The following is a 25,933-nucleotide window of genomic DNA, read 5'->3' as shown; positions in this document are numbered from 1 at the left end:
TCCCTGGAGCCGGTTCAGACGAAGCTGCGCGTCGGCAGTGGCTTGCCGTACCAGAGCTCGATCAGGCGGGCCGCGATCGAGATGCCGTACGGGGGCAGCACCTCGCCGGTATCGAAGGCGGCGGTCAGTTCGTCGCGGGAGAACCAGCGGGCCTCGTGGATCTCGTCGCCGTCGACCTCGATCTCGGTGGACGTGGCGCGCGCCTTGAAGCCCAGCATGAGACTGGACGGGAACGGCCAGGGCTGGCTGGCCACGTACTCGACCCGGCCGACGAGAATGCCGACCTCCTCGTGGACCTCGCGGCGCACGGACTGCTCGATGGACTCGCCGGGCTCGACGAACCCGGCCAGCGTCGAGAAGCGGCCCTCGGGCCAGTGGACCTGGCGCCCGAGCAGGATCCGGTCGTCCTCGTCGGTGACCGCCATGATCACGGCGGGGTCGGTGCGCGGGTAGTGCTCGGCACCGCACGCCTGGCAGCGGCGGATGTGGCCGGCCGCGGCGATGACCGTGCGCTCGCCGCAGCGGGAGCAGAAACGGTGGGTGCGCTGCCAGTTCTCCAGGCCGACCGCGTGCACCATGAGGCCCGCGTCCCGGGGGGACAGCAGCAGACCGGCCTCGCGCAGCCCGGCGGGGCGGGCGGACTGGTCGATACGGCCGGGCAGGCCGTCCTTCTGGAGCGCGAAGTAGCTGACGCCGTCCTCGTCGGTGCCCAGGAAGTAGCGGTGCGCCTCGGTGAGCGGAGCCTCGAAGGACGGCGTCATGACGATCTCGGTGCGCCCGTCGGACGTCTCGTCGATGAGGACCTGGCCGCCGGAGACCACGAAGCAGCGGGTCGTGGGGTGGCTCCAAGCCGCCGCGAGCCAGGCTTCGTCGAGTCGGTGGTGGGCGGCCCGGTCGATGCCGCTGGACGCGGCGAGCGAGATGGGTCGGTCGGCGGTGTGGTCGGTCCAGGTGGTCACAGGTGCTTCCATCTCCCCCGGTGGAACGGTTCGTTTCGGCGAGTGGTTCAGCGGAACGTGCGGCAGAAAATAACCGGGTCCGGCGGGGCTTCCGGCTGCGTGGCGGTTTCTCCAGTGTGCCCCTCGCGCGGTCCCCTGCCGGAGAGCGCACGGCGGTCAGGGCGCATGGCGCCAGTTCTGCGCGAGGTCGCCCCACAGGTACGCGCTGGTCTCGACGCCCTTGAGGAGCAGATCGAGTTCGACCTTCTCGTTCGGGGCGTGCCAGCCGTCCGAGGGGACGGAGATGCCCAGGAAGAGCACGGGAGCGCCGAGCACTTCCTGAAGGTCGGCGGCCGGGCCCGAACCGCCCTCGCGGGTGAAGCGGACGGGCTTGCCGAAGGCGCGGCCCATGGCACGCACGACGGACTGCAGGGCCGGGTGGTCCAGCGGGGTCAGACAGGGGCGGGTGGCCGCGCCGAACGTGATCTCGCAGCGGATCCCGGCGGGCACCTGCTCGGCGGCCCAGGCGCGGACGGCCTTCTCGATGTGGTCCGGGTCCTGGCCCGCGACCAGCCTGAACGACAGTTTCACCAGCGCCGCGGACGGGACGACCGTCTTGCTGCCGGGGCCCTGGTAGCCGCCGCCGATGCCGTTGACCTCGGCGGTGGGGCGGGCCCAGATGCGCTCCAGGGTGGTGTGTCCCGCCTCGCCGTGCAGGGCGTGCGACTTGGCGGTGCGCAGCCACTGCCTCTCGTCGAAGGGCAGCTCGGCGAAGAGCTCCCGCTCGCGCTCGGTGAGTTCGACGATGCCGTCGTAGAACCCGGGCACCGCCACGCGCGCGTGCTCGTCGTGCAGGGCGGCGACCAGCCGGGCGACGACGGTGGCCGGGTTGGGCACGGCGCCGCCGAAGGAGCCGGAGTGGATGTCCTGGTCGGGTCCGTACAGCCGGATCTCGCACTCGGCGAGGCCGCGCATACCGGTGCACACCGTGGGAGTGTCCTCGGCCCACATGCCCGTGTCGGAGACGATCACGGCGTCGGCGGACAGCCGGTCCGCCCGTTCCTCGACGAGAGCGCGGAAGTTCGGGGAGCCGGACTCCTCCTCGCCCTCGATCAGCAGCTTGAGGTGGACGGCAGGGGCGGTCCGGCCGGTGGCCGCGAGGTGGGCGCGGACCCCGAGTGTGTGGAAGAACACCTGCCCCTTGTCGTCGGCCGCCCCGCGCGCGTAGAGGCGGTTGTCGCGTACGACGGGCTCGAAGGGGTCGCTGTCCCAGCCGTCCTCGCGGGCGGCGGGCTGCACGTCGTGATGGCCGTAGACCAGGACGGTGGGTGCCTCGGGGTCCTCGGCGGGCCACTCGGCGTAGACGGCCGGGGCGCCCGCGGTCTCCCAGACCTCGGTGGTCGGGAAGCCGGTCTCGCGGAGCTTCGCGGCGAGCCAGTCGGCGCTGCGCCGTACATCGTGCGCGTGGTCGGGCTGGGCCGACACGGACGGGATACGCAGCCATTCGGTGAGAGCGTCGAGGAAGGCGGCGCGGTGCTGCTCGATGTACGTACGGACAGCGCTGTCCGGGGTCTGGCTCATGTTCACGAGCCTATAGGCACTCAGTGACATCCCGGCTGGGCGTTTCGTCACACGGACGGCTCCTCGGCCAACAGACGCTCCAGTGCGGCCCGGTCGGGGAGCCGGTCGGGCCGTACGACCTCGCCGTCACGGACGTACAGGAAGACGGCCGTGACGGACTCCAGGGGCACGCCCTGCTGCTCGGCCCAGGCGAGCCGGTACAGGGCCAGCTGGAGCGGATCGGCGGTGCGGGTGCGGCTGGTCTTCCAGTCGACGATCTCGTACGTCGTCCCCTCGGCGCCGCGGTGCCGGTAGACGGCGTCGATACGGCCCCGGACGACGCGTCCGCCGAGCGTGAGCTGGAACGGGGTCTCGACGCGGTAGGGAGTGCGGTGTGCGTACTCGGTGCGCTCGAAGGCGTCCTTGAGCGCCTGGAGGTCGTGCTCGTCGGCGATGTCGTGTTCGCCGCCGGGCAGCTCCTCGGGCTCCAGCATGGGCAGCGTCAACTCTTCGAAGCGCGCTTCCACCCAAGCGTGGAAACGGGTGCCCCGGCGCGCGGCCGGTTGTGGGGGGCGCGGCATGGGGCGCGCGAGTTCCTGGGCGAACCCCTCCGGGTCGGCGGCCAGGCGCAGCAGCTGGGACGCGGTGAGCGTCATGGGCAGGGGGACGTCCCTGACGCTCTGCCGGGCGCGCAGCAGCTCGTCGGTGAGGGCGCCGAGGTCACGGTCCCAGGAGGCGACGGTACGGGCTTCCTCTGGGGTGAGGTGGCTGCGCTCCGGGAGCCCGTCGTGCCCGGGAGCCGCTCGGTGCCCGGCCTGCGCGGGTTCCGGGGCGGTCGCCTGGTGCGGGACCGTCGGGCGGTCCGCGGGCGTGGGACGGCTCATGGGCGCGGGGCGGTCGGTGGCCAGTGACTCCCAGTCGGGGGTGTCCCAGTCGTGGGTGTCCCAGTCCGGGGTGTCCCCTTCGAAGGTGTCCTCGTCGAAGGGGTCGCCGTCCTTGTAGAGGGGTGCGTGGTCGTCGTAGGGAGGTTCCTCGAGGAGGGGCGGCTCGTCGGCCTCCGGCAGGGCCGGCCAGTCCGGGTCGTCGGCGGCGTCGGGGTCGTGCGCGACCGCGGGGTGACCGTCCCCGTGCGAGGCGAGGACCTCCAGCCCGGCGAGGACCGTCTCCGCGGCCGCACGGCGGCGGGCGAGGGCGGCCTCGTCGAGAGGGAGGGGCCACACCTGGTCGGCGGTCGCCCGGTGCAGGGCCGGGTTCTCCTCGTCCTCCTCGGGCTCGTCCGCCCAGGCCTCGATCTCGCCGTGCCCGGCCACGCAGTGGTCGTACAGGGCCTGGAGGAAGCCGGACGGGCCGCGGGGCTTCTTCTGGGTGGGGCCCCACCAGTGGCCGGAGCCGAGCAGCAGGGAGCGGGGGCGGGTGAAGGTGACGTACCCGAGGCGGAGCTCCTCGGTGTGCTGGTGCTCCTTCATGGCCTCGTGGAAGGCCTTCATCCCGCGGGAGTCCCAGGAGTCGATGTCGGGCAGGGTGTCGGCGTCGCCGCGCAGCTCGTGCGGCAGCACCTTCCCCTGGGCGGTCCACTTCTCCCGGCCCCGGTCGCTGGGGAAGGCCCCCGTGACCAGGCCGGGGACCGCGACGACATCCCACTCCAGCCCCTTGGAACGGTGTGCGGTGAGCACCTTGACGGTGTTCTCGCCGCCGGGGAGGGCGTTGTCGAGGCCCTTCTCGTACTGGGCGGCGGTGCGCAGGAAGCCGAGGAAGGCCAGCAGGGAGGCCTCGCCGTCCCCCGCGGCGAAGGCGGCGGCGACGTCGAGGAAGTTCGACAGGGTCTCACGGCGGCGGGCGGCCAGGGCGTGCGGGGACGCCGACAGCTCCACCTCCAGGCCGGTGACGGCGAGGACGCGGTGCAGCACGTCCATGAGCGGATCGGACAGGGAGCGGCGCAACTCGCGCAGCTCGCCGGCGAGACGGGCGAACCGTACGCGCGCGTCGGGCGAGAAGGGCAGCCCGTCGTCGTCCCCGACGCCGTTCAGCGGTGTCTCCAGGAACGTGTCGAGGGCGTCCGCGAGCGATGTCACCTCGGCGGGGTCGACCCCTTCGACGGCCTCGGCGAGCCTGCGGTCGGGGTCGCCGTCGGCGCCCACGCGCGCGTGGGAGACCAGGAGCCGGGCCCGCCGGCCGAGGAGGGCGAGGTCGCGCGGGCCGATGCGCCAGCGCGGACCGGTCAGCAGACGGACCAGCGACGCGTTGGCTCCCGGGTCCTGGAGGACCTCGCAGACGGCGACGAGGTCGGCGACCTCGGGCAGGTGCAGCAGTCCGGACAGGCCGACCACCTCGACGGGCACGTCCCGGGCGACGAGGGCGCCCTGGATCAGGGCGAAGTCGCCGGCCGTACGGCACAGGACGGCGATCTCGCCGGGAGCCGTCCCGGTCCGTACGAGGTGGGCGAGGGAGTCGGCGAGCCAGTCGATCTCCTCGGCGTGGGTGCCCAGCAGGGCGCAGCGGACCGTGCCGTCGCGTTCGGCGCCGGGGGCCGGACGCAGCGCCTCCACGCCCGCGTGCATGGCGCGCAGCGGCTCGGCGAGGCCGTTGGCGAGGTCGAGGAGGCGGCCACCGCTGCGGCGGTTCTCGCTGAGGGCCTGGCGGGTGGCGGGGCGGCCGTCGGCGTGGGAGAAGTGCTCGGGGAAGTCGTCGAGGTTGGCGACGGAGGCACCGCGCCAGCCGTAGATCGCCTGGCAGGGGTCGCCGACGGCGGTCACCGGGTGGCCGGTGCCGCCGCCGAACAGACCCGAGAGCAGGATGCGCTGGGCCACCGACGTGTCCTGGTACTCGTCGAGGAGCACCACGCGGAACTCGTCGCGCAGCACGCGGCCCACCTCGGGAAGCAGGGCCAGCCGGGCAGCGTGGGCGATCTGGTCGCCGAAGTCGAGCACGTCGCGCTCGCGCTTGGCGGCCCGGTAGCGCAGCACCAGGCCGGCCAGCTCACGGCGGGCGGCGGCCGTCTCGGGGACCTTGCGCAGCTCCACGTTGGTGAGCTTGGCGCTCTCCAGGGTGCGCAGCAGTCCGGTGTCCCACGCGCGCAGGTCCTCGGGGCTCACGAGGTGCTCGGCGAGCTCGCCGTCGAGGGTGAGGAGGTCGCCGACCAGGTCGGCGAAGGAACGGGTGAGCGCGGGGTAGGTGCCCGGGGCCTCGCGCAGCACGCGGGCGGCGAGCTGGTAACGGGTGGCGTCGGCGAGGAGGCGGGTGGTCGGTTCGAGTCCGATGCGCAGGCCGTGGTCGGTCAGGAGACGGCCGGCGAAGGAGTGGTACGTGGAGATCACGGGCTCGCCCGGAGGGTGGTCCGGGTCGATGACGTCGGGATCCGTGACGCCCGCCTTGATCAGTGCCTTGCGCACGCGCTCGGCGAGTTCGCCGGCGGCCTTGTTGGTGAAGGTCAGGCCGAGGACCTGCTCGGGGGCGACCTGGCCTGTGCCGACCAGCCACACCACGCGTGCGGCCATCACCGTCGTCTTGCCCGACCCGGCTCCGGCCACGATGACCTGCGGGGCGGGCGGTGCGGTGATGCAGGCCGTCTGCTCCGGGGTGAACGGGATGCCGAGGAGCTCTTTGAGCTGCTCGGGGTCGGTGATGCTGGCGGGCACGTCAAAGAGGCTAGCCGTGGGCACTGACAGTGGAGGCCCGATCGACGCTCGGACGAGCACGAAGCGCAGGTCAGCACGGGTGGTGCGGTGCGTCACAGGGGGTGCGTCACAGGGGGTGCGTCACAGGGCGGCCGCGCGGTGCGTCGCGCCGCCTGCGGTGCGGTGCGTCACAGCGGCTGTGCGGCGCTCGGGGTGCGGTGCGGCACTGGGGGTGTGGCGCCGCGCTCGGGGTGTGGCGCCACACGGTGGCCCGGTGCGCGGGCGAGGGTCACTCGACCACGTGCCGGCCCTCGGGACGCGCGCTGCACGAGGCCTGGAAGGAACAGTGCGTGCAGTGCTGGCCCGCGGTGGGGGTGAAGCGTTCGTCGAGGACCTTGCCGGCGGCCGCGGCCAGCAGGTCTCCCACCCACTCCCCCTCCGGCCCCGCCAGCGACTCCTGCGCCTGCACCTTGGGCAGGCTCTCGCCGCCGTCCCGTTTCGCGGCGCCCTGGCGCAGCTGGACGAGTTCGGCGCCGCCCGGCTCGGGACGGGCACCGGCGAAGGCGTCGTCCACCGCGCCCTCGCGGACGGCGAGCTGGTAGACGGCGAGCTGGGGATGGCGGGCCACCTCGGCCGCACTGGGTGTCTGCTTGCCGGTCTTGAAGTCGACGACGTAGGCGCGGCCCTCCGCGTCGCTCTCGACGCGGTCCATCTGGCCGCGGATGCGCACTTCGTAGTCGCCCGCCCCGAGGGTGACGTCGAAGTCGTGCTCGCTCGCCATCGGCGTACGCCCGGCACGGTCCATGACGTGCCACTTCAGGAAGCGTTCGAGCGCCACGCGCGCGTTCTCCTTCTCCTGCGCCGACTTCCAGGGCGCGTCGAAGGCGAGCGCGTTCCACACCGAGTCGAGGCGCTCCATGAGGACGTCGAGGTCGGCCGGGGTGTGCCCGGAGGCGACCTCGTCGGCGAGGACGTGCACGACGTTGCCGAAGCCCTGCGCGGCACTCGCGGGCGTGTCGGCCTTCACCTCGCGGCCCAGGAACCACTGCAGGGCGCAGGTGTTGGCGAGCTGGTCGAGGGCGCTGCCGGACAGCACGACGGGATGGTCGCGGTTGCGCAGCGGCACCTTGCTCTCGGTCGGCTCGAACATGCCCCACCAGCGGTAGGGGTGCGCGGACGGCACCAGCGGCCGGCCGTCGTCGTCGGCGAGGGCGGCGAGCCGGGCCAGTCGGCCGGCGGCGGCCTCCCTGAGCGCCTCGGAGACCCGCGGGTCCACGGTCGTGGCGCGCAGTTCGGCGACGAGCGCGGCGACGGACAACGGGCGGCGGGGGCGGCCGGTGACGTCCCTCGGTTCCACACCGAGCTCGGTGAGGAACCGGGAGGGCTGGTCGCCGTCGTCGGCGGGGGCCTTCACCGCGGTGACGACGAGGCGTTCCCTCGCGCGCGTGGCGGCCACGTAGAACAGCCGTCGTTCCTCGGCGAGGAGCGCGCCGGGGGTGAGCGGTTCGGCGAGTCCGTCACGACCGATGCGGTCGGCCTCCAGCAGGGAGCCGCGGCGGCGCAGGTCCGGCCACAGTCCCTCCTGGACGCCGGCCACGACGACCAGGCGCCATTGCAGGCCCTTGGAGCGGTGCGCGGTCATCAGCCGGACGGCGTCGGGGCGCACGGCGCGACGGGTGAGCGTGTCGGCGGCGATGTCCTCGGCCTCGATCTCCTCCAGGAAGTTCAGCGCGCCCCGGCCCCCGGTGCGCTGCTCCGCGCGCGCGGCGGTCGCGAACAGCGCGCACACGGCGTCCAGGTCACGGTCGGCGTTGCGGCCGGCCGCGCCGCCGCGCCGCGCGGACCGTTCCAGACGGCCGGGCCACGGGGTGCCCTCCCACAGGTCCCACAGCGCCTCTTCGGCGCTTCCGCCGCCCGCGAGCCGCTCCCGGGCCTTCCTCAGGAGCGCGCCGAGTCGCTGTGCGCCGCGGGCGTACGCCGGGTCGTGCGCAACCAGACGTTCGGGCTCGGCGAGGGCCCGCGCGAGCAGCTCGTCGGAGGGCGGCGGCACGGGGTTGCCCGCCGCCCGCTCCTCCTCGCGCAGGGCCCGTCCGAGTCGGCGCAGGTCAGCCGCGTCCATTCCGCCGAGCGGGGAGGTGAGCAGGGTCAGCGCGGCTTCGGTGCCCAGCCAGCAGGCATCCGCACCCGTCTCCAGCCCGGACTCCGCCTCCGGCCCCTCCCTCTCGCCCTCGCCCGATGCCGATGCCGGCTCCGGCTCCGAATCCGACTCCCGGCCCTGCTCCTGCTCCTGCTCCTGCTCCTGCTCCCGGAGATCGTCCGTGTGTACGTCGTGTACGTCGCCGCCGCGTCCCGTGGCCTCCGCCGCCGCCACCGTCCGCAGCGCCGTCAGCAGCGGAGCCACCGCCGGCTCGTGCCGCAGCGGAAGGTCGTCGCCGTCGATGTCGAGTGGGACGCCCGCGGCCGTGAGGGCACGGCGGACGGACGGGATGACGCGTGCGCCGGCGCGCACCAGCACCGCCATCTCGCCCCACGGCACGCCGTCCTCCAGGTGCGCTCTGCGCAGGATGTCGGCGATGTTGTCCAGCTCGGTGCCGGCCGTCGGATACGTGTAGGCCTCGACCCGCCCGCCCTCGTGGACCGCGGTGAGCTCGCGGTGGGCGCGCACCTTCTCCGCCGGAAGGCGGGTCAGCGGCATCCGGCGGGTCAGCAGCCGGCTGGCGGCCAGCAGTGCGGCACCGGAGCGGCGGGAGGTGCGCAGGACCTCGACCGGGGCCGGGTGACCGCCGGCCTGCGGAAAGGTCCGGGGGAAGTCGAGGATGCCGCTCAGGTCCGCGCCCCGGAAGGCGTAGATCGACTGGTCGGGGTCGCCGAACGCGACCAGGGTGCGGCCGCCGCCGGCGAGGGCGTGCAGCAGCCGGACCTGGGCCGGATCGGTGTCCTGGTACTCGTCCACGAAGACCGCGTCGTACTGCGCGGCGAGCCGCCCGGCGGTCTCGGGACGGCGGGCGAGGAGCACCGCGCGGTGGACCAGCTCCGCGTAGTCGAGCACGCCCTGGAGGTCGAGGACGTCGAGGTACTCGGCGAGGAAGGCGGCCGCCGCCCGCCAGTCGGGGCGGCCGATGCGGCGGGCGAAGGCCTCCAGGGCCCCGGGCCCCAGGCCGAGCTCACGGCTGCGGGCGAGGACCGCGCGGACCTCGTCGGCGAAACCGCGGGTGGTCAGACAGGCGCGCAGTTCGTCCGGCCAGCGCACATGGGCGAGGCCGAGCCGCTCCAGGTCGACCTGCCCGGCCAGCAGCCCGCGGACGGCGACGTCCTGCTCGGGGCCGGAGAGCAGGCGCAGCGGCTCCACGAAGAGCTCGCTGTCCTGGTGGGCGCGGATCAGGGCGTAGCAGAAGGAGTGGAAGGTGGTCGCCTGCGGCGCGCGGGCGGCGCCGACCCGCTGTGCCATGCGGTCCCGCAGATCGACGGCGGCCTTGCGGCTGAAGGTGAGCACCAGGATGCGCGCGGGATCGTCGCCCCGGGCGACCCGGGCCGCCACGGACTCGACGAGGGTGGTGGTCTTGCCGGTGCCCGGACCGGCGAGGACGAGCAGTGGTCCGCGCGTGTGGTCAACCACGGCGCGCTGGGCAGCGTCCAGTCGAGGGGGCTGCGGTCGCGCCGGCGGGGTACGGACCAGTCGGTAAGCGCCACGGCTCCCCTGCCGCACGGGGTGCGGCAGGTGTTCGGTGGAGAAAGAGGAGCTCACGTGGTTCGCCGGTCCTGGTGGGTGTGCTGGGGGCTGTCGCGGTCGGCGCGGTACGCCGTCGCGACGGTGGTCGTCGGGTCACGGGCGGGCGCCTCACGCGTGGTGGGCGGTGTCCGCGGGGTGAGGGGGACGCGTGCAGGCGACGCTACGCCGACGGATGCCGCGGAAGCAGGGCTTCCTGTTCTTCCCGCACAGCGCTCGCGACCCTCGCGGCCCGTGCGCCGCGCACGCCCCTCGCCTCACGAACGTACGGCATGCGGCGGGCGTGCCCGGCCTCCCTCGTACGGGCCACGGGTTTCCCCCGGGCCACTGCCGTGGCGGAAGCTGTCAGGTGTGACCATCCGCACGTTCACCGCCGTCCCAGCGTGCCTGTCGCAGGTCGACGCGTGGCACATGGCCCTGGGCGGCCCTGCTCGCCGCCTTCAGCGGTGTTCCCTCCGCGCGGTAGTGGTCGAGCGCCCGCAGTTCGTGGCCGGGCAGCAGGACACCGTCGGCGCGCACGACACGCCACCACGGCGCGGCTCCGCCGTAGAGGGACATCACCCGGCCGACCTGGCGCGGACCCCCCTCCTCCAGCCATTCGGCGACGTCCCCGTAGGTCATGACACGTCCGGGTGGGATCAACTCGGCGACCTCGAGGACCCGCTCGGCGTATTCCGGCAGCGCGTCCGCGTACTCCGGGTGGGCGTCCTCCGGAAGGCTCTGCTCGCTCATTCGTCCCATCCTGCCGCATCCCACCGACAGTGCGACGGTCTCGCGACCATGCGTGACTCTCGCCCTGGGACGAGGCTTGAGGCAGACTGTGCGCCCTCACATTTGCACCCTGATGCCCCCGTGTGTCGGTGCGGCGTGCCACCATCGTGCGGGCGGTGAACCGGTGATACGAGACCAAGAAGAGATGATGAAGCAGCAGGGTGTGCACCCCGAGGACGCGGAGGGCACCTCTGACGCTGCGTCGCGCCCGGACACCGCCGACGCTTATCGGAAGCAGGCGGACGCCGCCGACGGCGGCGAGGACAGCACGGGGGCGGCCGGTAGGCGGCCCGCCGCGGACCGTGACCACGACGAGGCCCACGCCGACGCGGTCGAGGGCGACGAACCGCTGCTCCCCGCGCGCGTGCACCGCCCCTCCGACCTCATGCGGCTGCTGGTGGGCGTGCTCGCCATCGCCGTCCTGCTGGCGGTCTCCGCATTCGCACACGGGACGACCTCGGGGCTCGAACAGGACATCAACAAGGGCACCGGCCAGGCACCCGATCTGCTGATCAAAATCGCGGGGCTGGCGTCCAGCATCGCGATCCTGCTGGTGCCGGTCGCCTTCGCGATCGAGCGGCTGATCAAACGGGACGGGCTGCGCATCGCCGACGGCGTTCTGGCGGCGGTCCTCGCGCACGGGGTGACCCTCGCCACCGACCTGTGGGTCGCCAAGGGCGCTCCCGGTTCGATCCAGGAGGCGCTCACCCAGCCCTCCCCCGGCGACATCCACGCCCTGACCGACCCGGTGCACGGCTATCTCGCCCCCGTCATCGCGTACATGACGGCCGTCGGCATGTCCCGCAGACCGCGCTGGCGCTCCGTGCTGTGGATCGTGCTGCTCCTCGACGCGTTCTCCATGCTGGTCACCGGCTACACGACCCCGTTCTCGATCATCCTGACGGTGCTGATCGGCTGGACCGTGGCCTACGGAACGCTCTACGCGGTCGGTTCGCCGAACGTCCGTCCCACCGGGCGGACGCTGATGGCAGGGCTGCGGACCGTCGGCTTCCACCCGGTCAGCGCGGCCCGCGAGGACGTCTCCGAGACCACGGAGAACGGCGACCGCGGACGGCGCTACTTCGTCACCCTGGAGGACGGCCCGCCGCTGGACGTCACGGTGGTCGACCGGGAGCAGCAGGCGCAGGGCTTCTTCTACCGCGCCTGGCGCAACCTGACGCTGCGCGGCTTCGCCACCCGCAGCAGTCTCCAGTCGCTGCGCCAGGCGCTGGAGCAGGAGGCGCTGCTCGCGTACGCGGCCATCGCCGCCGGCGCCAATGCGCCCAAGCTGATCGCGACCTCCGAACTCGGCCCCGACGCCGTGATGCTCGTCTACGAGCACACCGGCGGGCGCACCCTCGACTCGCTGGCCGACGAGGAGATCACCGACGAGCTGCTGCACCACACCTGGCATCAGGTGCAGGCACTTCAGTCGCGGCGCATCGCGCACCGACGGCTGTCGGGCGAGGCGATTCTGGTGGATCGTTCCGGCAAGGTCATCCTCACCGATCTGCGCGGTGGTGAGATCGCGGCCGGCGATCTGCTGCTGCGCATGGACGTCGCCCAGCTCGTGACCACGCTCGGACTGCGGGCGGGCGCGGAGCGCGCGGTCGCCTCGGCGGTGGGCGTCCTCGGCCCCGACGCCGTCGCCGACTGTCTGCCGATGCTCCAGCCCATCGCGCTGACCCGCTCCACGCGCGCGACGCTGCGGAAACTGGCCCGGGAGCGCGCGCACCGCGAACGCGAGGCGGTCCTGGAGGCGTCCCGGCAGGCCAAGCAGGACCGTCTGGAGGCGGCCGGGGACAACACCGTGCCCGCGGTGTCCGACAAGCAGGACAAGAAGACCGTACGAGCGGAGCAGCGGGCCGAGAAGAGAGCCATCGACGAGGCTCTGGAGGAGGCGCGCGAGGAGGATCTGCTCACCCAGATCCGGCACCAGGTGCTGCGGATCAGACCGCAGGCACCGGTCGAACCGGCCCGCCTCGAACGGGTACGGCCCCGCACTCTGATCAGCTTCATCGCGGGCGCCATCGGTGCCTACTTCCTGCTGACGCAGCTCACCCACATCGAGTTCGCGACGGTGTTCTCCGACGCCCAGTGGGGCTGGGTCGTCGCGGCGGTGCTGTTCTCGGCGCTGAGCTATGTGGCCGCGGCGATGAGCCTGCTCGGGTTCGTGCCGGAGCGGGTGCCGTTCCTGCGCACCGTGGCGGCCCAGGTGGCCGGGTCCTTCGTGAAGATCGTGGCTCCGGCCGCGGTGGGCGGTGTCGCCCTCAACACACGGTTCCTGCAACGGGCGGGGGTGCGGCCCGGACTGGCGGTGGCGAGCGTGGGCGCGTCGCAGCTGTTCGGGCTCGGCTGCCACATCCTGATGCTGCTGTCCTTCGGTTATCTGACCGGCACCGAGAAGACGCCGTCGCTGTCGCCGTCCCGGACGGTCATCGCCGGTCTGCTGACGGTGGCGGTGCTCGTGCTCGTGGTGACCTCCGTGCCGCTCCTGCGGAAGTTCATCGTCACGCGCGTGAGGTCACTGTTCGCCGGAGTCGTGCCCCGCATGCTGGACGTGCTCCAGCGGCCGCAGAAGCTGGTCACCGGCATCGGCGGCATGCTGCTGCTCACCTTCTGCTTCGTGATGTGCCTGGACGCGTCGATCCGGGCCTTCGGCGGCGATTCGGTCTCGGTCAGCATCGCCAGTGTCGCCGTCGTCTTCCTCGCCGGGAACGCGCTCGGGTCCGCGGCGCCGACGCCCGGCGGTGTGGGCGCGGTCGAGGCGACCTTGACGGTCGGCCTGATCGCCGTCGGTCTCCCCAAGGAGGTCGCCGCGCCCGCCGTGCTGCTGTTCCGGCTGCTGACGCTGTGGCTGCCGGTGCTGCCCGGATGGCTGGCGTTCAACCATCTGTCGCGCCGGGGCTCGCTCTGACGGTGAGGGCCGCCGTACCTCGTACGGCCCGTGCTTCCGCGCGCGAGGGCGGGCGCGGAAGCACGATGGGATCATGCCCAGCCTCTCCCGGCCGTGTGCCGCCGCGCTGACCGCCTCCGCCGTGCTGCTGTCCTCGGTGCTGGCGGGCTGCAGCGGCGACCCCACGGACGGAGGTCTGGCGGCCCAGACGCTCGACTGGCAGGACTGCCCGGCCCCGTCCGAGGCCGAGGGCGGCGGTACGGCGCCCTCCCCGCTGCCGGACGGCGACGCGTGGCAGTGCGCCACGATGAAGGCCCCCCTCGACTGGAACGACCCCACGGGCGACACCATCGACATCGCGCTGATCAGAGCGAGGACGAGCGGCCCGCAGAGCGAGCGCATCGGCTCGCTCGTGTTCAACTTCGGCGGGCCGGGCGGCTCGGGCGTCAGCACCCTGCCGGCCTTCGGCGAGGACTACGCCGCCCTGCGCACCCGCTACGACCTGGTGAGCTTCGACCCGCGCGGGGTGGGCCGCAGCGCCGGAGTGAAGTGCGAGAACGACCAGCAGCTCGACCGGTACTTCCAGCAGGACGCCACCCCGGACGACGCCGCCGAGCGCGCCGCCTTCCTGAGGAACACCCGGCAGTTCAACGCCGCCTGCGAGAAGAACTCCCAGCGCGTGCTGCCGCATGTCCGCACCACCGACGCGGCCCGCGACATGGATCTGCTGCGCCAGGTCCTCGGCGACGACAAACTCCACTACTTCGGCATCTCCTACGGCACCGAACTCGGCGGCGTCTACGCCCACTTGTTCCCCAAGAACGTGGGCCGCGCCGTCTTCGACGGGGTCGTCGACCCGACTCAGAACGCGGAGCAGAGCTCGCTCGGGCAGGCCGCCGGCTTCCAGCTCGCGCTCGACAACTACGCCGAGGACTGCACCTCGAAAGCCGAGGAGTGCCCGGTCGGGGACAGTCCCCAGGACGTCAAGGACCGTATCGCCGCCCTGCTCAAGGACCTCGACAAGAAGCCGATCCCCGGCATCCTGCCGCGGGACCTGACCCAGACGGCGGCGACCAACGGCATCGCCCAGTCCCTCTACTCGAAGGACTTCTGGGAGTACCTCACCGAGGGGTTGCAGGACGCGTACGACGGCGACGGCAGGATCCTGATGCTGCTGTCCGACGCGATGAACGGGCGCAGCACCGACGGCGACTACAGCAACATCATCCCGGCCAACGTCGCCATCAACTGCGCCGACGACAAGCCCCGCTACACCGCCGACTACGTGCAGGGGAAGCTGCCCGAATTCCGCGCCGCCTCAACGCTGTTCGGGGACTTCCTGGCCTGGGGCATGATGAACTGCACCGACTGGGCGGTGGCCGGAGCAGCCGACCACCCGGACGTCCACGCCCCCGGAGCCGCGCCGATCCTCGTCGTGGGCAACACCGGCGACCCGGCCACGCCGTACGAGGGGGCGCGCAGGATGGCGGACGCGCTGGGCAAGGGCGTCGGTGTGGAGCTGACGTACAACGGCCAGGGGCACGGCGCATACGACAGCAAGAACAAGTGCGTGCAGGGCGCGGTGAACGACTATCTGCTGCGGGGAAAGGTGCCCGCGGCCGGGACCGTGTGCTCCTGAGATGCCACCCATGTCAGCAAAGCAGCAGGTCAGATGGTTATCCACAGGGTCCGACGGGCTGGGCTCGCTCCGCCTAGTATGGCCTGACCGCCGTGCGCTGTTCGATGCGGACGGCCTGCCTGGGGGGATCACACGGATGGCTCGAATGGCACGCTGGGCAGCACTGGGGGCCGCCGCCGCACTTCTGGCGGCGGGTTGCAGCAGCGGCTCGTCGTCCGGCAACGACAAGAACGACACGGGCACGGGCGGAGCCACGGCGTCCTCCGGACCGTCCTCGCCCGACACCTCCGCCAGGACGCCCGCGCTGCCCGCGTCACTGACGTCCCAGAAGGTCGACTGGGGACGCTGCAAGGCCACCGCCGGCTCCCCCGCACCGGGCGACGACTGGCAGTGCGCGCGGCTCAAGGTGCCGTTGGACTGGGCGAAGCCGGAGGGCCGGACGATCGGTCTGGCGGTCATCCGCACCAAGGCCCGCGGCGGGGACCGCATCGGCTCGCTCCTGTTCAACTTCGGCGGCCCCGGCGGCTCGGGGGTGTCGACGATGCCGGCGTACGCCTCCACCGTGTCCGCGCTGCGCGAGCGGTACGACCTGGTGAGCTGGGACCCGCGCGGGGTCGGTGCCAGCGGCGGGGTGCGCTGCCGCGGCGACCGGCAGATCCAGGCGGCCGAGTCGATCGACGTGACGCCCGACACCCCCGCGGAGGAGCAGGCGTACTTCCAGGACGCCACCGACTTCGGCCAGGGCTGCAAGAAGGCCGCCGGCGACCTGATGGCACACGTCTCGACCACCGACACCGCCCGGGACATGGACCTGATGCGCCAGGTCCTCGGCGACGCGAAGATGCACTACTTCGGCATCTCCTACGGCACCGAACTCGGCGGTGTCTACGCCCACTTGTTCCCCAAGAACGTCGGGCGGCTGATCCTCGACGCGGTCGTCGACCCCAGTGCCGACACGGTGGGCCACGCCGAGAACCAGACCCGGGGCTTCCAGCGCGCGCTGGACGACTACCTCAAGTCCACCGGCCAGGACCCGCAGAAGGGCACAAGGAAGATCGCGGACCTGCTCGCGCGGATCGACACCACGCCGCTGCCGACCTCCTCGGGGCGCAAGCTGACCCAGTCGCTGGCGGTCACCGGCATCGTCCTGCCGCTGTACAGCGAGGCCGGCTGGCCGAGCCTGACCAGCGCGCTGAACGAGGCGCAGCAGGGCGACGGCACCGGACTGCTGGCGCTCGCCGACGGCTACAACGAGCGGGAAGGATCGGGTCATTACGGCACGACGACCCACTCCCAGCGGGTCATATCGTGCCTGGACGACAAGCAGCGGCCCACGCTGGAGGAGACGAAGAAGCGGCTGTCGGAGTTCGAGCGGATCTCGCCCGTCTTCGGGGACTTCCTCGGCTGGGACACGGCCGGCTGGTGCCACGACTGGCCCGTCGCCGGACAGTACGACACCCCGGAGGTGAGCGCGCCGGGTGCGGCGCCGGTCCTGGTGGTCGGCAACACGGGCGACCCGGCGACGCCTTACGAGGGGGCGCGCAGGATGGCGGACGAACTGGGCAAGGGCGTCGGCGTGGTGCTCACCTGGAAGGGCGAGGGCCACGGGGCGTACGGGAGCGGCAGCGGCTGTGTCGACTCGACGGTGAACGCATACCTGCTGAAGGGAACCGTGCCGAAGGACGGCAAGACCTGCTCCTGAGGACGGCGGGGCCCGCCGACGGCGGCGCCGAGGACACGGCCGACCGGCCACGAACGAAACCCACGGCGTCCGAGTCGGTCGGGGCCGTGGGCTTCCGGCAAACATTCACCCTAGGTTGCGTCCTGTGGGAGATCCCGCAGGTTGTGCCACGCATGGCCGCACCCTGCGGCGCAGTACAGCCTGCGCCTGCGGGTGTCGGCGATGCCGAACAGGGCGACGAGCAGACGGAACGACTTGGTGAGTTCGTAGGCCGGAAGCTGATCCATGCCGAAGCGCCACTTCGTGAGCATCACCGCCGGCGTGTGGGTGGGGCGTATGCCGGAACGTGCGATGCTCTCCGGCACGTCGTCCTCGCGGGCACGGGCCTGTCCGCAGAACAACACCAGCGCGTGCAAGACCTTCCGTCGGTCGTCCTCCGAGAGGCCCTCGAACCACTCGACACCCTCAGCCGTCGGCCTGAGTCCCTGCGCGAGTTCGTTCAGGATCACCTCGTGCGCATACAACACCGGCTTCCACCCCCATGGTTTCAGGCTGACGGTACGCGCCATAACTTCCCTGAGCAGCCCGGTTTTGCGTGCCCTTCGGCCAAAGTCGCTACGCCGACCGCATGCCTATGCGCAGGCTCTGAATGATCCGCACAATCGACGATCACTTGCGACCACGCCCCGGCGATCGATGGCCGTCCCCCGAATGGCATACCCCGGATGCTGTGCACAGGATGGAGAGGTACGCGCGACCTCTAGCTCTGGCCTCCGGAGCGCCCAAGGGGATGGTTGGCATGTCGTACCCGAAGCAGGTGTACTTCGGCGATGGAGGCGAGATCAACGCGCACTTCCTTCCGGCCGACACTGCGACGAATGTCGGCGGCCCCGGAGACGACATGCGCATCCGCTACCTTGCGACGAGCGACATCACGCACGGTGAGTTCGGCCTCTACCGGGTCGTCCTGGGGGCGAAGGCGGATGGCCCCCCGACGCACTTCCACCGGACCATTTCGGAGTCCTTCTTCATCCTCGGTGGGACCGTCCGCCTGTTCAATGGCGAGAAGTGGTTCGACGCGCGGGAGGGTGACTTCCTGCTCGTTCCGCAGGGCGGGCTGCACGCCTTCCGTAACGACTCCGACAGCCTGGCCGAGATGCTGCTGCTCTTCACGCCGGGCGCACCGCGTGAGGAGTTCTTCGAGCAGATGTCGGAGATGGGCGACGCCACGGAGGCGGAGCGCGCCGAGTTCTTGCACAGGCACGACCAGTACCTCGTCGACTGACACGTCCCGCAGCGGTGGCGCGACGGCACAGCAGCGGAGTACAGCAACCTCCGTAATACGGCGTGCGCCGTCGGGAAAACGTGCACCTTCCGTCGGCACGGAACGAAATCGGTGCGCGGTCGGCGCTGGCAGGTCACTGCTTGGCCATCGACGAAGCCCAGTCGCCGGTTAGGTCCCGGACGAATCTCCGAGCCACCCCCAGGCAGACCAGGGATGCAGCCATCCCTACGGAGCTGGAACCCCCGGAAGCCGACCGCGCGCTTGAGACCATAGACGCAGCCACTGACAACCCAACTGCCCACGCTCGGCTGCTGAGAAGAGGTCGCGCCGCCAATTCCCGGCGGCCCCAGTGGAGGCAGGCGATGTCAGAGCCCGATGAGAGTGTGTCCGCCATGGAGACACCCAACGTGCCGGACAGCGGGGATGACGAGCACGCCGTGATTGCCCATTTCCGGCTTGCCGCCGGCGGTTTCGGCGACGCCGACCAGCGAGAGCAGGTCTACGACGCCGAGGAGGTGATGGCGGCAACGATCGAAGAGGCCGGGGTCGGGGAGTTCGACGGCAACGAGTTCGGCGCGGGCGAGGCTGTGCTCTATGCCTACGGACCGGATGCAGACGCTCTCTTCGAGGTCATGGAGCCGACGCTGCGCGGTCTGCCGTTTCGGCCGGCGCACGTCGTCGTCAGGCGCGGCGACAGTGTGTCCCGCATCGACCTGTAAGCCCGCGAGACGGCTACGAGGACGGTCGGTCCGGCGAAGCGCGGGCCGTCTCCGGGCCGTGCGAGGCTGGCCGACGCCGACCGAGAACGACCGAAGCCCACGGCGTCTGAGCTGGTCAGAGCCGTGGGCCTTGTCAGGCTCGCTGGTGGGCGAGGGGGTGGTCAGTAGACGGGCTTGTGGGGCTCGATCTGGTTGACCCAGCCGATCACGCCGCCGCCGACGTGTACGGCGTCCGCGAAGCCCGCGGACTTCAGCACGGCGAGGACTTCCGCACTGCGGACACCCGTCTTGCAGTGCAGGACGATCTTCTTGTCCTGCGGGAGGGACTCCAGGGCGGTGCCCATGAGGAACTCGTTCTTCGGGATCAGCTTGGCGCCGGGGATCGAGACGATCTCGTACTCGTTGATCTCGCGGACGTCGATGATCTCGATGTTCTCGCCGTCGTCGATCCACTCCTTGAGCTGCTTGGGAGTGATCGTCGAGCCGGCCGCCGCCGCCTGGGCCTCCTCGGACACGACGCCGCAGAAGGCCTCGTAGTCGATGAGCTCGGTGACGGTCGGGTTCTCGCCGCAGACCGCGCAGTCGGGGTCCTTGCGGACCTTGACCTGGCGGTACTGCATCTCCAGGGCGTCGTAGATCATCAGACGGCCGACCAGCGGCTCGCCGGTGCCGGTGAGGACCTTGATCGCCTCGGTGACCTGGATGGAGCCGATGGACGCGCAGAGCACGCCCAGGACACCGCCCTCGGCGCAGGAGGGGACCATGCCCGGCGGCGGGGGCTCCGGGTAGAGGCAGCGGTAGCAGGGGCCGTGCTCCGACCAGAAGACGGAGGCCTGTCCGTCGAAGCGGTAGATCGAGCCCCACACGTACGGCTTGTTGAGCAGCACGCAGGCGTCGTTGACCAGGTAACGGGTCGCGAAGTTGTCCGTGCCGTCGACGATCAGGTCGTACTGGCTGAAGATGTCCATCACGTTGTCGGCCTCGAGCCGCTCCTCGTGAAGGATCACGTTCACGTACGGGTTGATGCCGAGGACCGAGTCACGGGCGGACGCGGCCTTGGAGCGGCCGATGTCGGACTGACTGTGGATGATCTGGCGCTGCAGGTTCGACTCGTCGACCTCGTCGAACTCCACGATGCCGAGCGTGCCCACGCCCGCCGCGGCCAGGTACATCAGCGCCGGCGAGCCCAGGCCGCCGGCGCCCACACAGAGCACCTTGGCGTTCTTCAGCCGCTTCTGCCCGTCCATCCCGACGTCGGGGATGATCAGGTGGCGGGAGTACCTGCGGACCTCGTCTACGGTGAGCTCGGCAGCCGGCTCGACCAGGGGTGGCAACGACACGGGGACTCCGTTGGTCGGTCAATCACTACGGTTGTTCTCCTCGTAACACTGCCACGGGCTTCTTCATTCCGAGACTCCCGTTCCGATCCGCGAGACGATGTCGTCCCAGTAGCCGGGCATCGTCTCCCAGGGGTCGGCGCTGCCGCCGCGGTCCGTCCGGTCGGTGAAGTAGATCGTCGAGGCGCCCTGCCAGCGGGCGATGCGTAAAGCCTCGTCGAGGTGGCCGCGCGGGACCCCGTGGACGAGGTGGCAGAACCGTTCGGGCGGGTAGTCGGCGGTCCATTCGGCCACCTGCGACCAGCGGTAGTCGCTCCAGGGACCGCTGAACGTGACGAGCTGGTCGGCGTTCTCGGCGTAGCCGGGGTGCGGATGGGTGCCGTGGCCGAGGACGATGTGGATGTCGTCGCGCAGGCCGCGCAGCGCGGCCACCGTGCGGCGGATCGCGGGGAGCACGGCGCGTTCGTCCGGGCACCGGTCCAGCAGGAAGCCGTCGACCCGGTACCAGTCGCGGTAGCGGTGCGCGTCGGAGATCAGGTCGGCGAAGGGGCGGGCGCCGTAGGCGGTGTCGAGGTGGCCCAGGACCCGGACGCCCGTGTTGCGGACCCGGCCCGCCGCTTCCAGGCAGTGCGGATCGGGGCGGCTGCCGGGGCCGTCGGCGACGTTCAGCACGACCCAGTGCAGCGGGGTCCCGGGGCGGGAGAGTTGACCCCACTCGGTCGGGGCGAGCAGGGGGTGCCCGCAGCCCGGGACACCGAAGCCGACGCGGACCTCGGTGCGCGCGGCGCCGTCCGCCGAGCTGGTCAGATGCGGCATGCCGCCTCCATCCAGATGTCGGCGAGGGACTCTTCGAGGTTGATACGGGGGCGCCAGCCGAGCCGGTCGCGTGCGGTGCGCACATCGGCCTGCTGCCAGCTGCCGCAGCCGTCGGGGTAGGCGACCGGGGCCGCGTGGTCGGGGTCGGTGCGCGGGTGGCCGACGGTCGCGCGCAGGTGGTGCCCGCCGGACGGCCCGTCGAGTTCGTGCAGGGCGCCTGCGTAGCCGGCGACGCGGGCGAGGACCGTGGCGGCGTCCCGCAGGCGTACGGCGCGACCCGAACCGATGTTGATGACGCCCTGCGCGGCGGAGAGCGAGGCCGCGTGGACGGCGCGGGCCACATCGCGGACGTCGATGAAGTCGCGCTGGGCGCCGAGTCCGCCGAGCTTGAGCTCGCCGTCGCCGGACTGCATGGCGCGGCGCATGGCCTCGGCGAGGCGGCCGAGCGGGGAGCCCGCGGGGGTGCCAGGCCCGGCGGGCGAGAAGACCCGCAGGACGACGGCGTCGAGGCCTGATCCGAGGACGAGTTCGGTGGCGGCGAGTTTGCTGACGCCGTAGGGGCCGCCGGGGCGCGGCACGGCGTCCTCGGCGGTGGACGAGCCGGGTTGGCTCGGTCCGTACTCGGCGCCGCACCCGATCTGCACCAGGCGGGCTCCGCAGCCGCTGCGGCGCAGGGCCTCGCAGACGGTGGCGACGGCGACGGTGTTGTGCCGGGTGAGGTCGCGGGCGCCGCCGCGGGTGGCTCCGGCACAGTTCACGACGACCTGGGGGTGGACCGCGTCGAGGAAGCGGGTGAGTGCGCCGGGGCTGCCGGACGCCAGGTCGAAGCGGACATCGGCGTCGTCGCCGCGGCCGAGCGCGGTGAGCTGGACGGCCGGGTCGGCGAGCAGTCGGTCGGCGACGAAGCGGCCGATGTAGCCGTTGGCTCCGATCAGCAGGACCCTCATCGCTCGGCTCCCGGGGTGTGCGCTCCGGATGTTCCGGTGGCTCCGGACGCTCCGGGTCGGGAGGTGGTCATCTCGTGTCTCTCCTTCGAGGGGGTGGTGCGGTTGCCTCCGGCTCCGGGGCTGGTGCCCCCCGGGCGGGCGGCGGATCGGGAAGTCCGGCGCGGGTGCGACCGCGGGACGTACGCGACGGCCGACACCGCGGGTGCGGCGGGCGCCGCGGGTGCGGCGGGCGCCGCGGGTGCGGCGGGCGCCGCGGGTGCGGCGGGCGCCGCGGGTGCGGCAGGCGCTGCGTACACGGCAGGCACCGCGGGTGCAGCGGGCGCCGCGTGCACGGCGGGCGCCTCAGGCACGGCGGGCGCCGCAGGTGCGGCCGACGCTGCGTGCACGGCAGGCGCCGCGGGTGCAGCGGGCGCCGCGGGTGCGGCGGGCGCCTCAGGCACGGCGGGCGCCGCAGGTGCGGCCGACGCTGCGTGCATGGCGTGCGCCGCGGACACCGCGCGCGCGGTAGGCGCCTCAGACACAGCGGGCGCCGCGTGCATGGCGTGCGCCACCTTCACGGCCGACGCCGCAGGTGCGGCAGGCGCCATGGGCGCGGCGGGCGCTGCGGGCGCGGCAGGTACAGCAGGCGCCACAGGTACAGCGGGCGCCGCATGCGCGCCAGGCGCCACAGGTACGGCGGGCGCCGCGTGCACGGCCGGCGCCGCAAGCACGGCGGGCGCCGCGTGCGCGTGTCGGCGGGTCATCGGGCGCCCTCCGGTCGGGCGTGGGCCGATGCGCGGGTCAGGGCCCGGGTCGCATGGACCAGCAGGACCAGCGCTCCCGCTCCGCAGACGAGGGCCGGGACGCTGCCGGGGCCCCAGGCCCGCACCAGGGACTCGACGGGTTCGGCCAGGACCTCGCAGCCGGGCAGGCGGCCGGCGAGGACCGTGCCCACGGCGGCGGCTTCGGTCAGGGCCGCGGCGCCCAGGACGACGGCGGGCACGTGGGTGAAGCCGTGCAGGGCGAGGAGGCGGGCCAGCAGCAGGAGCGCGCCCAGGGTCAGGACCTGCGCATAGGGCGCGGCCTCGCCCAGGACCGCGGCGCACAGGGCCAGCAGTGCCGTCAGCGCGCCCAGGAACAGGGCGAACACGGCGAGCAGCAGGGGTCGTACGGAGGCGGCGAACTCCTCCAGACCGCGGCTGGCCGTCAGTTTCCGGCGCGCGCGTACGGCGAGCAGGTGTGCGGACCAGGCGGCCGGGGCGCAGCCGAGCGCGAGGGCGAGGACGGGTGCCGCGGCGAGTGTCCAGGAGCCGCCCGTGAGACAGGCCGGCAGATCCCGGGGGCCTGCGGCCACGGCGTCGTGGAGCAGACCGTCGCCGAGGGCGGCGTAGGTGAGGAGCCACCAGGGCCAGCTGCTGCCGCCCGCCGGGTGCGTGCCGGTGCGGTGGGCGGTGGCGCTCAGCGGGCCGCGGCTCAGCGCCGCCCGCAGGCCGAGCGCCAGAGCCAGGATGCCCACGGCGGCCGTGATCAGCCGGGGTTGTCCGCCGGTGAGGCGCAGGCCGGCCACCGTGGCGGCGCACACGGCTCCCGGCAGCAGCGCGAGCAGGACCCAGTCCGTGCGGGGACGGGTGGCCGCGGCGGTGAGCGGACGCGGCGGCTCCTCGTCGGTGCGGGGGACCCGGGCGTACAGCTCCTCGGCGAGGGAGAAGACGTCCCGGTGGCGGAAGCGGGCGGCGGTCCGGTCGGTGACGCCGTGCGCCTCCAGACCGGCCGCGATCTCCAGCGGGTCCACGGCCCGTTCGCACAGGTCGCGGTGACGGTGCATCAGGGACTTGACGGGGTCGGCCGCGCCACGGCGGGGACCGGCCGACTCCGTCAAGGCCCTGCTGCCGACCGTGACTCCGCCGGAGCGCCCACCGCCACCCGGTACGCCGTCGGCCGGCCCACCGCCACCCGGCAGGCCCTCGACCGGTCCGCCGCCGCCCGACCAGCCGGCCGGTACGCCCTCGACCGGTACGGCGTCGGCCAGTACGTCACGGGCGAGTACGTCACCGACCTGCACAGTGGAGTCGGGCGCCTCGGCGGGCGTTCCGGCGGCGGCCGCCGTGCTCGTCCCGTCCGGTGTTCCGGAGCGGCCGTCCGGTCGCGTCGGCCCGTTCATCGCGCCTCCTCCGTCGTGGCCGGGCCGGCCACCGGGGCCGTCGGCCGCACCGGCGTCCCCACGGCCCAGCCGGGACCGCCCCGCGCGGCGATGCGGGAGGCCCGTCCCGTCCAGCGGCCGGGCAGCCGGGCCTCGGCGGGGACGGCGAACGGCAGCGGCTCCCCGGTGTGGTCGAGGGCGGCCCGGTTGACCGGGGAGCGCGAGATGATCTCCAGGTAGATGCCGTGGAACGCCTTGACGTTCTGCTCGACGGTGAACAGTTCGAGCGCCCGCGCGCGGGCCGCCGCGCCCAGGCGTGCACGGCGCTCGCGGTCGCGTAACAGGGTCACGCACGCCTCTGCGAGCGCCCGCGGATTGCGCGGGGGTACGACGAGCCCGGTGCCGCCGATGACCTCCACCACCGCGCCGACGTCGGTGGAGACCGTGGCGCGGCCGCAGAGCATGGCCTCGACGAGACCGACGGGAAAGCCCTCGACGACGCTCGACAGAACGCTCACCCCGCCGGCCGCGTACGCCTCCGCGACGGTGGGCGTCTCCGGGCCGCCGATCTCCTCGAAGGACACCGGGTTGTCGCCCATGGCGTACGGGCCCTCCGCCTCGTCGGGGAAGAGCTGCGCGGCCAGCATCCGGCAGTGCCCCAGATAGGCCTCGCCCTCGGGGCCGACGGCCGCCGCGACGATGCGCAGCCGGGTCTTCGGCGCCTCCTTGCGGACCTCGGCGAAGGCGTGCAGCAGGGAGACCAGGTCCTTGGCCGGTTCGACGCGGCCGACCCACACCAGCGTGTCCGGGTCGGCGCAGTCGGGCGCCTCGCCCACCTCCGCGAAGCGCGAGGCGTCCATGCCCGGGTAGACGGTGCGCAGCTTGTCCCGGTCGGCGCCGCAGCGTTCCTGCCAGCGGCGGGCGTGCGCGTTGCCGGGGGTGACACAGGCGGCCTGCCGGTAGACCTCGGTGGCGAGCATGCCGTGGAAGGCGGCGAGCAGGGACCGTACGCAGGGCGCGGCCGTGGCGGTCGGGCCCGCGCCGGAGGCCAGATAGTGCGTGCGCAGCCGGACGCCGTACTCGGTGACCAGCAGCGGCACGCCGAAGAAGTGCCGGGTGGCCAGTCCGACCAGGGCCGCGGCTCCGCCGGAGGCGGCGTGGCACAGATCGGCCGAGCCGAGTGCGTCGTCCTCGTACCAGTCGAGCGAGAGGGGGCGCAGCGCGTGTTCGAGGCGCGCGGCGACGGCGAGCAGATCGGGTACCCGCGCCTCGCGCGCCGGGCGTGCGGCACCGGGCGCTCGACAGGCGCGCTCCAGGGCGCGTACGGCACGCTCGGAGCGGAGCGCTCCCGGCAGTCCGCCCTCGTCGCGGGCGAGTTCGGCAAGCCCGTACAGCGCCCTGCTGAAACGGTCCGCCTCAAGGGCGTGGATCTCCCCGGAACGTTGGGGGAGGTTCTCCGACGGCTGCCGGGCGCCCTCCGGCACCCCCGCGCACAAGGCGGCGGCGAGTTCCCCGAAGCACTCGTCGAAGCGCCGACGCGCACGGCGCCCGTACCCCGCCCCGTCGCCGTCCGCCGTCCACAACGGCGCCGTACGCACCCGGTCGACCTGCGGGGGGAGCTCGACCCAGCCCTCGTTCACCTGGCGCTCGCCGCGGCTGAGCGCGTAGAGGTCGAACTCGTGCTGCCGGAGCCCGCGTACGAGCCGGTCGCACCAGAGACTGGCGTCACCGCTCAGATACGGATAGCCACCCTCCGTAAGCAGTCCGATGCGCACGAGTGCACCCCCGATCTCCCGTATGGGGAGCCGCCGTTGACTCGACGGCTCGCAGCGGGAAGAACGTAAGCGGACAAGGCGGTGGCGCGATGGACGGTTGTCCGTCGCG

The 25,933-nt window shown here is 72.7% G+C and carries 16 protein-coding genes; 5 read left to right on the top strand and 11 right to left on the bottom strand.

Annotation, left to right across the window (positions count from 1 at the left end; translation table 11 throughout):
• Positions 1-14 precede the first annotated feature (14 nt).
• The 5 genes from nudC to ACZ7OY_RS26255 all read right to left on the bottom strand — a co-directional run bounded on the left by nudC (position 15) and on the right by ACZ7OY_RS26255 (position 10,571).
• On the bottom strand, positions 15-971 hold the full coding sequence (nudC, locus tag ACZ7OY_RS26275) for an NAD(+) diphosphatase (protein WP_471913633.1): 957 nt from the start codon (positions 969-971) through the stop codon (positions 15-17).
• Between the two features lie 144 nt (positions 972-1,115).
• Positions 1,116-2,519: a dipeptidase gene (locus ACZ7OY_RS26270; RefSeq protein WP_471913632.1), complete on the bottom strand. Its 1,404-nt coding sequence runs from the start codon at positions 2,517-2,519 to the stop codon at positions 1,116-1,118.
• Between the two features lie 47 nt (positions 2,520-2,566).
• A complete protein-coding gene (locus tag ACZ7OY_RS26265; protein WP_471913631.1) occupies positions 2,567-6,133 on the bottom strand; it encodes a UvrD-helicase domain-containing protein in 3,567 nt (1,188 codons plus the stop codon).
• Positions 6,134-6,401: 268 nt separating this feature from the next.
• Complete coding sequence (locus ACZ7OY_RS26260) at positions 6,402-9,857, bottom strand: ATP-dependent helicase (RefSeq protein WP_471913630.1); 3,456 nt, start codon at positions 9,855-9,857, stop codon at positions 6,402-6,404.
• A 327-nt stretch (positions 9,858-10,184) separates the two neighbouring features.
• A complete protein-coding gene (locus ACZ7OY_RS26255; protein WP_471913629.1) occupies positions 10,185-10,571 on the bottom strand; it encodes an MGMT family protein in 387 nt (128 codons plus the stop codon).
• A 187-nt stretch (positions 10,572-10,758) separates the two neighbouring features.
• Here ACZ7OY_RS26255 and ACZ7OY_RS26250 point away from each other — a divergent pair, with 187 nt between their 5' ends.
• The 3 genes from ACZ7OY_RS26250 to ACZ7OY_RS26240 all read left to right on the top strand — a co-directional run bounded on the left by ACZ7OY_RS26250 (position 10,759) and on the right by ACZ7OY_RS26240 (position 16,847).
• Positions 10,759-13,527, top strand: coding sequence for a lysylphosphatidylglycerol synthase transmembrane domain-containing protein (locus tag ACZ7OY_RS26250; RefSeq protein ID WP_471913751.1), 2,769 nt, complete (start codon positions 10,759-10,761; stop codon positions 13,525-13,527).
• A 73-nt stretch (positions 13,528-13,600) separates the two neighbouring features.
• Positions 13,601-15,145: an alpha/beta hydrolase gene (locus tag ACZ7OY_RS26245; protein WP_471913628.1), complete on the top strand. Its 1,545-nt coding sequence runs from the start codon at positions 13,601-13,603 to the stop codon at positions 15,143-15,145.
• 136 nt (positions 15,146-15,281) lie between these two features.
• The gene (locus ACZ7OY_RS26240) at positions 15,282-16,847 is read left to right on the top strand and encodes an alpha/beta hydrolase (RefSeq protein ID WP_471913627.1); all 1,566 of its coding nucleotides are present in this window, start codon (positions 15,282-15,284) and stop codon (positions 16,845-16,847) included.
• Positions 16,848-16,957: 110 nt separating this feature from the next.
• Here ACZ7OY_RS26240 and ACZ7OY_RS26235 read toward each other — a convergent pair whose 3' ends face one another.
• On the bottom strand, positions 16,958-17,395 hold the full coding sequence (locus tag ACZ7OY_RS26235) for a DUF5958 family protein (protein ID WP_471913626.1): 438 nt from the start codon (positions 17,393-17,395) through the stop codon (positions 16,958-16,960).
• Positions 17,396-17,625: 230 nt separating this feature from the next.
• Here ACZ7OY_RS26235 and ACZ7OY_RS26230 point away from each other — a divergent pair, with 230 nt between their 5' ends.
• Positions 17,626-18,111 (top strand): cupin domain-containing protein, encoded by a 486-nt coding sequence (locus tag ACZ7OY_RS26230; protein WP_471913625.1) that lies wholly within the window; start codon positions 17,626-17,628, stop codon positions 18,109-18,111.
• A gap of 140 nt (positions 18,112-18,251) precedes the next feature.
• Positions 18,252-18,830 (top strand): hypothetical protein, encoded by a 579-nt coding sequence (locus ACZ7OY_RS26225; RefSeq protein ID WP_471913624.1) that lies wholly within the window; start codon positions 18,252-18,254, stop codon positions 18,828-18,830.
• Between the two features lie 161 nt (positions 18,831-18,991).
• Here ACZ7OY_RS26225 and moeZ read toward each other — a convergent pair whose 3' ends face one another.
• From moeZ to ACZ7OY_RS26200, 5 genes are all read right to left on the bottom strand, one after another.
• A complete protein-coding gene (gene moeZ, locus ACZ7OY_RS26220) occupies positions 18,992-20,170 on the bottom strand; it encodes an adenylyltransferase/sulfurtransferase MoeZ (RefSeq protein WP_162469032.1) in 1,179 nt (392 codons plus the stop codon).
• Between the two features lie 63 nt (positions 20,171-20,233).
• Entirely contained in the window at positions 20,234-20,983 is a 750-nt protein-coding gene (locus tag ACZ7OY_RS26215) for a spherulation-specific family 4 protein (RefSeq protein WP_471913623.1), read from the bottom strand.
• A complete protein-coding gene (locus tag ACZ7OY_RS26210; RefSeq protein ID WP_351607881.1) occupies positions 20,971-21,930 on the bottom strand; it encodes an NAD-dependent epimerase/dehydratase family protein in 960 nt (319 codons plus the stop codon). Before ACZ7OY_RS26210 ends, ACZ7OY_RS26215 begins: the two co-directional genes overlap by 13 nt.
• 739 nt (positions 21,931-22,669) lie before the next feature.
• Positions 22,670-24,070, bottom strand: coding sequence for a hypothetical protein (locus ACZ7OY_RS26205; protein ID WP_471913622.1), 1,401 nt, complete (start codon positions 24,068-24,070; stop codon positions 22,670-22,672).
• Positions 24,067-25,824, bottom strand: coding sequence for a DUF3492 domain-containing protein (locus tag ACZ7OY_RS26200; protein ID WP_471913621.1), 1,758 nt, complete (start codon positions 25,822-25,824; stop codon positions 24,067-24,069). The genes ACZ7OY_RS26205 and ACZ7OY_RS26200 overlap by 4 nt, the downstream gene beginning before the upstream one ends.
• Positions 25,825-25,933 lie beyond the last annotated feature (109 nt).

This window comes from Streptomyces sp. NPDC107559, from assembly GCF_055657365.1.
This window is presented reverse-complemented; position numbering and strand designations above follow the sequence as displayed.

What these genes read in the sequence shown, in the direction of transcription:
- nudC (WP_471913633.1), bottom strand. Translation starts at nt 971, where the DNA reads ATGGAAGCACCTGTGACCACCTGGACCGACCACACCGCCGACCGACCC.
- ACZ7OY_RS26270 (WP_471913632.1), bottom strand. Translation starts at nt 2,519, where the DNA reads ATGAGCCAGACCCCGGACAGCGCTGTCCGTACGTACATCGAGCAGCAC.
- ACZ7OY_RS26255 (WP_471913629.1), bottom strand. Translation starts at nt 10,571, where the DNA reads ATGAGCGAGCAGAGCCTTCCGGAGGACGCCCACCCGGAGTACGCGGAC.
- ACZ7OY_RS26250 (WP_471913751.1), top strand. Translation starts at nt 10,759, where the DNA reads ATGAAGCAGCAGGGTGTGCACCCCGAGGACGCGGAGGGCACCTCTGAC.
- ACZ7OY_RS26245 (WP_471913628.1), top strand. Translation starts at nt 13,601, where the DNA reads ATGCCCAGCCTCTCCCGGCCGTGTGCCGCCGCGCTGACCGCCTCCGCC.
- ACZ7OY_RS26240 (WP_471913627.1), top strand. Translation starts at nt 15,282, where the DNA reads ATGGCTCGAATGGCACGCTGGGCAGCACTGGGGGCCGCCGCCGCACTT.
- ACZ7OY_RS26235 (WP_471913626.1), bottom strand. Translation starts at nt 17,395, where the DNA reads ATGGCGCGTACCGTCAGCCTGAAACCATGGGGGTGGAAGCCGGTGTTG.
- ACZ7OY_RS26230 (WP_471913625.1), top strand. Translation starts at nt 17,626, where the DNA reads ATGTCGTACCCGAAGCAGGTGTACTTCGGCGATGGAGGCGAGATCAAC.
- ACZ7OY_RS26215 (WP_471913623.1), bottom strand. Translation starts at nt 20,983, where the DNA reads ATGCCGCATCTGACCAGCTCGGCGGACGGCGCCGCGCGCACCGAGGTC.
- ACZ7OY_RS26210 (WP_351607881.1), bottom strand. Translation starts at nt 21,930, where the DNA reads ATGAGGGTCCTGCTGATCGGAGCCAACGGCTACATCGGCCGCTTCGTC.
- ACZ7OY_RS26205 (WP_471913622.1), bottom strand. Translation starts at nt 24,070, where the DNA reads ATGAACGGGCCGACGCGACCGGACGGCCGCTCCGGAACACCGGACGGG.